Origin of the sequence: Dietzia aerolata, assembly GCF_014144865.1 — a bacterium.
GTDB classification, from domain to species: domain Bacteria; phylum Actinomycetota; class Actinomycetes; order Mycobacteriales; family Mycobacteriaceae; genus Dietzia; species Dietzia aerolata.
This window is the reverse complement of sequence record NZ_JAALDM010000246.1, coordinates 1-3,475: the sequence shown is the minus strand read 5'-3', so window position 1 is coordinate 3,475 and position 3,475 is coordinate 1. Positions and strand designations below refer to the sequence as shown.

Here is a 3,475-nt window from a genome sequence, read left to right as displayed (position 1 = left end):
AGCGTGCCGCCGGCGGACGTCGCGCGCCCTCCGGAGCCAAACCTGGCCTCGGAGCCAAACCTGGCCTCGGAGCTAGACCTGGCCCCGGAGCCAGAGCCAGAACCGGAACCAGAGCCCGAACCCAAACCGGTGCGGGCGCGGGCACCGTGGCGGGCACGATCCAGGGTGTGCGCGCGGGGGATGACCGTCTCTCCCGCAGGTGCACCACCTGCCACGGCCTCGGCGCTGCCGTCAGTGACTTCCGCGAGCCCTGCGGCGGCGAGCTCGGCAGCGGCGGCTTTCACGGACTCCGACGCTCCCGTCCCCAGCGCACCGACAGGGGAGCGGCCCCGAGCGATCGCCTCGAGCACTCCGACCGCCGGAGCAGAAAGTCCGGCCCAGGCTTCTTCCAGCTCATCGCCGACCGGCTCACCGGGGTGCGGCGGCACCACCGGGGCGGAGGCAATGGCCGTCGCGGTGACGGGCACGATCCGGACGCTGTCCTCCTCGCCCCAGATCAGCGCGAGATCCCGGAGACGGGCCACAGCTGCACCGAATGTCGCGGACCCGGCGGTGGTGGTCGTCGAGCGGGCCTTGGCCTTTGTTTCACCGGCGGGGCCGTCGACTCCGAGGTGCTCCGCCACCGCGGCCAGAGGCACGGCGCCCGAGTCCGCGCCGAGTGAGGCGGCCGTGGCGAGCACGAGCAACTCCGGCCACGACAGCGTGCTCATCGCCCGCGCGGTGGACGCCGGAAGGCGAAGCCGCGACGCCAACACGTCCAGCGACGCCGGGGCGGGCGTGGCCACGTCGGGGCGCAGGGTGCAGATGCGCACGAGGGTGTCGTCGGACAGCCCCGCGAGCCAGGCGGGAAATCCTGGATCGCCGGCGCTGTGGCGGGTCGTGGCGCGGGAGGTCGACATGATCCGTCCCAGCCTAATGACGATGACGCGCGCGTGCGACGGTGTGCGCAGCGAGCGGTGCCGAGGCGGGCTGGCCGCATTGAAAATCGTTGCTGGGGTCCGTGCCCTCCAACCTCCCCGCCACTTGCCGGACATCGATCTCGAGCTGCCGGACAAGAATTGCGAAATACGGCCTGAAAATGCACGAGATGTCCGGCAGCTGCGAGGTGATGTCCGGCAGGTCGGCGAAGGGCGAGTTCGAGGGGCGGTCTGATGGCCTTGCACGACCCGAGCAATGCAAGGAACCACTGGATCGCTGGCGGCGGGTCGGCGGCGCGGCGCTGACGTGCGCGGGGGATGGGCCGCCGGGTAATCGACCCAGTTGCTGACTAAACGCGCGCGAGGTGAGAGAATGCAAAGCGTGGCTGCCAAGAAGAAACTGACCTATGACAACCCGGGATGGCCCGACGCCTCGTTCGGCGAGCACCCGGTGACCGAACTCGCCGCGCTGGTCGCGGGCGGACTGTCGCCGTTCGGCGAGGAGCGCTTCCCGCTCCCGCACGAGCGTCTTCATTACGTCCACCCGGACACTGTGGTCAACAAGTCCGTCCGGGCCTGACGCGGCACCGACACCCAGCATTACGCGAGAAGGACCGTCGCTCCCAGGAGGGAGTGGCGGTCCTTCTCTCGTTCCGGCCGCAGCGGGGCTGGTGCCGGAGCGCCCACTCCCCGTGCGGAGCGACGCAGAAATGCATCGAGCCGGCCACCGAATTCGGTAGCCGGCTCGATGCAGAGCGCGTGCGCTGTGAGCGCGTGCGCTGCGAAGCGCGGTGCGTCGTGAGCGCGGGGCTCACGACGCGAGGCGTCAGTTGATATGGGTCGCGAAGAAGTCGTCGACGATCTGCTGGTTGGCCACGTACGCGGCGTCGACAGCGTCCTTGTTGTCCTCGTAGGTCGGCAGGACCGGGAGGGCAACGCCACGAGCCTCGGCGTAGTCGTGCAGCGCGGCGGCGTGATCGGCGGCGGTGACCTCGGGGGCCTCAGCCGGGGTCTCCTGGGCGACGGGCGCCGGAGCCGGGTTCGGGGTGAGGTTGTTCAGGTCGCGCGGGGTCGGCGCGGAGTTCAGGCCCAGCTTGGCCGAGCAGGCGGGCCATGCGCCCCAGCCCTGGCCGGCGAGGGTCTTCTCGGCGATCGCGATCTGCTGCTCACGCGTAGCCTGGTTGGCGGTCGGCGCGAACTGCGTGCCACCGTAGGCGGCCCAGGTGCTCGGCGAGAACTGCAGGCCACCCTGGTAGCCGTTGCCGGTGTTGATGGCCCAGTTGCCACCCGACTCACACTGCGCGAGACGGTCCCAGTCGGAGTCCGGGGCAGCGTTGGCGGCCGGCGCGAAGGCCAGGCCGGCGGCGGAGAAGGCGGTACCCGCGATGACGGCCTTGACGGCGGTCTTCGGCGCGGAGGAGGTGGTGGCGGCGCGGTGGCGTCCGGTGTACGAGGTCATGTACGCGTCAGTCCTTTTCACTCTGTTCCTACGGGGTGAGCTGTCGGGTTCGGACGAGTGTGTCCGGCCGCCGCTGGCGGCTTCACCCCAAGGCGGCCTGCTGGCCACCGGACCCCTGGTGGGCCCTGTCGGGTCCCCCGTCTTCGCCCGGGTAAATGGTTTTTAGGTCGCATCGGTCGCAGGGCGAAGTTCGGTTATGCGTCCGATGCCAACTCGCTGACGAGTCTGCACAGAAGAGTAGCGGTTCGATGCGCGATCGTCACCATTTCGAAATAAAACCAGGTGGGAGCGCGCAGGACTCGCGGCTGTTATCGGCCCGTTACCAGCAATGTTGCGGTAAGGGTGCGATCGGTCACATCTTGGGCGGACGGGAACCCAGGATCGCGTAGAGCAGCCCGAGCAGGAACCCGACCGGCGTGAACAGCATCGCGCCGACGTAAAGGATGGTGGGCGCGTCGCGACCGAGCACGAACGGCGTCAGCGCGGCGACGATCGTGAAAAGTACGCCGATGCTGAAGATCACCATTGCAAGAACAAATAGTCGACGACGACGAGGCGCCGCGCTGGTCCCCGCCGTCACGGATGTGTCCGGTCGGGAGGTGGCCGGCGCCCACGGGTCGCTGGCGGTGTCTTCTGCGGGGCGATGGTCGTCGGAACTCACACCGTGCACAGTACCGCTGGTCCGGGGTGCGGCAGCAATGCGGACCAGACGGGATCGGTCATGGACGGTCGATGTGGAATGGCCGCGCCGGGATGCAGGCGTGCTTGCGGTTGTGGGTGCGAGTGCGGGGGCTGTGGTGCGGGGAAGCCGGAGCGCACGGGTATTGTCTGGGCATCAGTTCAGGTCGTGGTCGCGCGGGTGCGCGCCGGTGTTCATGAGGGGGATCGCGGTGCCCAGCGGCAAGGTGAAGTGGTTCGACGCGGAAAAGGGCTTCGGCTTCCTGTCCCAGGAGGGCGGGGAGGACGTCTACGTGCGCGCCGACGCGCTGCCCGCCGGGGTCGAGACGCTTCGCCCGCGCCAGCGCGTGGAGTTCGACATGGTCTCCGGCCGCCGCGGCCCGCAGGCGCTGCGCGTCGTGGTGCACGACGAGCCCGCCGC

4 protein-coding genes, 1 pseudogene and 1 riboswitch are annotated in these 3,475 nt (G+C 69.6%); of the genes and pseudogenes, 2 read left to right on the top strand and 3 right to left on the bottom strand.

The genetic code is table 11. The features are described from left to right. Window positions 1-899: pseudogene (locus tag G6016_RS13775) on the bottom strand (hypothetical protein); the annotation flags it as partial. 391 nt (window positions 900-1,290) lie between these two features. Here G6016_RS13775 and G6016_RS13770 point away from each other — a divergent pair. Continuing rightward, the gene (locus G6016_RS13770) at window positions 1,291-1,497 is read left to right on the top strand and encodes a hypothetical protein (protein WP_182633200.1); all 207 of its coding nucleotides are present in this window, start codon (window positions 1,291-1,293) and stop codon (window positions 1,495-1,497) included. Window positions 1,498-1,743: 246 nt separating this feature from the next. On the opposite strand, the gene G6016_RS13765 is transcribed toward G6016_RS13770, so the two are convergent. Then, complete coding sequence (locus G6016_RS13765; RefSeq protein ID WP_182633199.1) at window positions 1,744-2,376, bottom strand: transglycosylase family protein; 633 nt, start codon at window positions 2,374-2,376, stop codon at window positions 1,744-1,746. Between the two features lie 13 nt (window positions 2,377-2,389). Further along, window positions 2,390-2,545, bottom strand: a riboswitch (cyclic di-AMP (ydaO/yuaA leader). A 183-nt stretch (window positions 2,546-2,728) separates the two neighbouring features. Continuing rightward, window positions 2,729-3,037, bottom strand: coding sequence for a hypothetical protein (locus G6016_RS13760; protein WP_182633198.1), 309 nt, complete (start codon window positions 3,035-3,037; stop codon window positions 2,729-2,731). A 229-nt stretch (window positions 3,038-3,266) separates the two neighbouring features. On the opposite strand from G6016_RS13760, the gene G6016_RS13755 reads away from it, so the two are divergent. Further along, window positions 3,267-3,475: cold shock domain-containing protein (locus tag G6016_RS13755; protein WP_182633197.1), on the top strand; the 209-nt coding region annotated here is incomplete at its 3' end.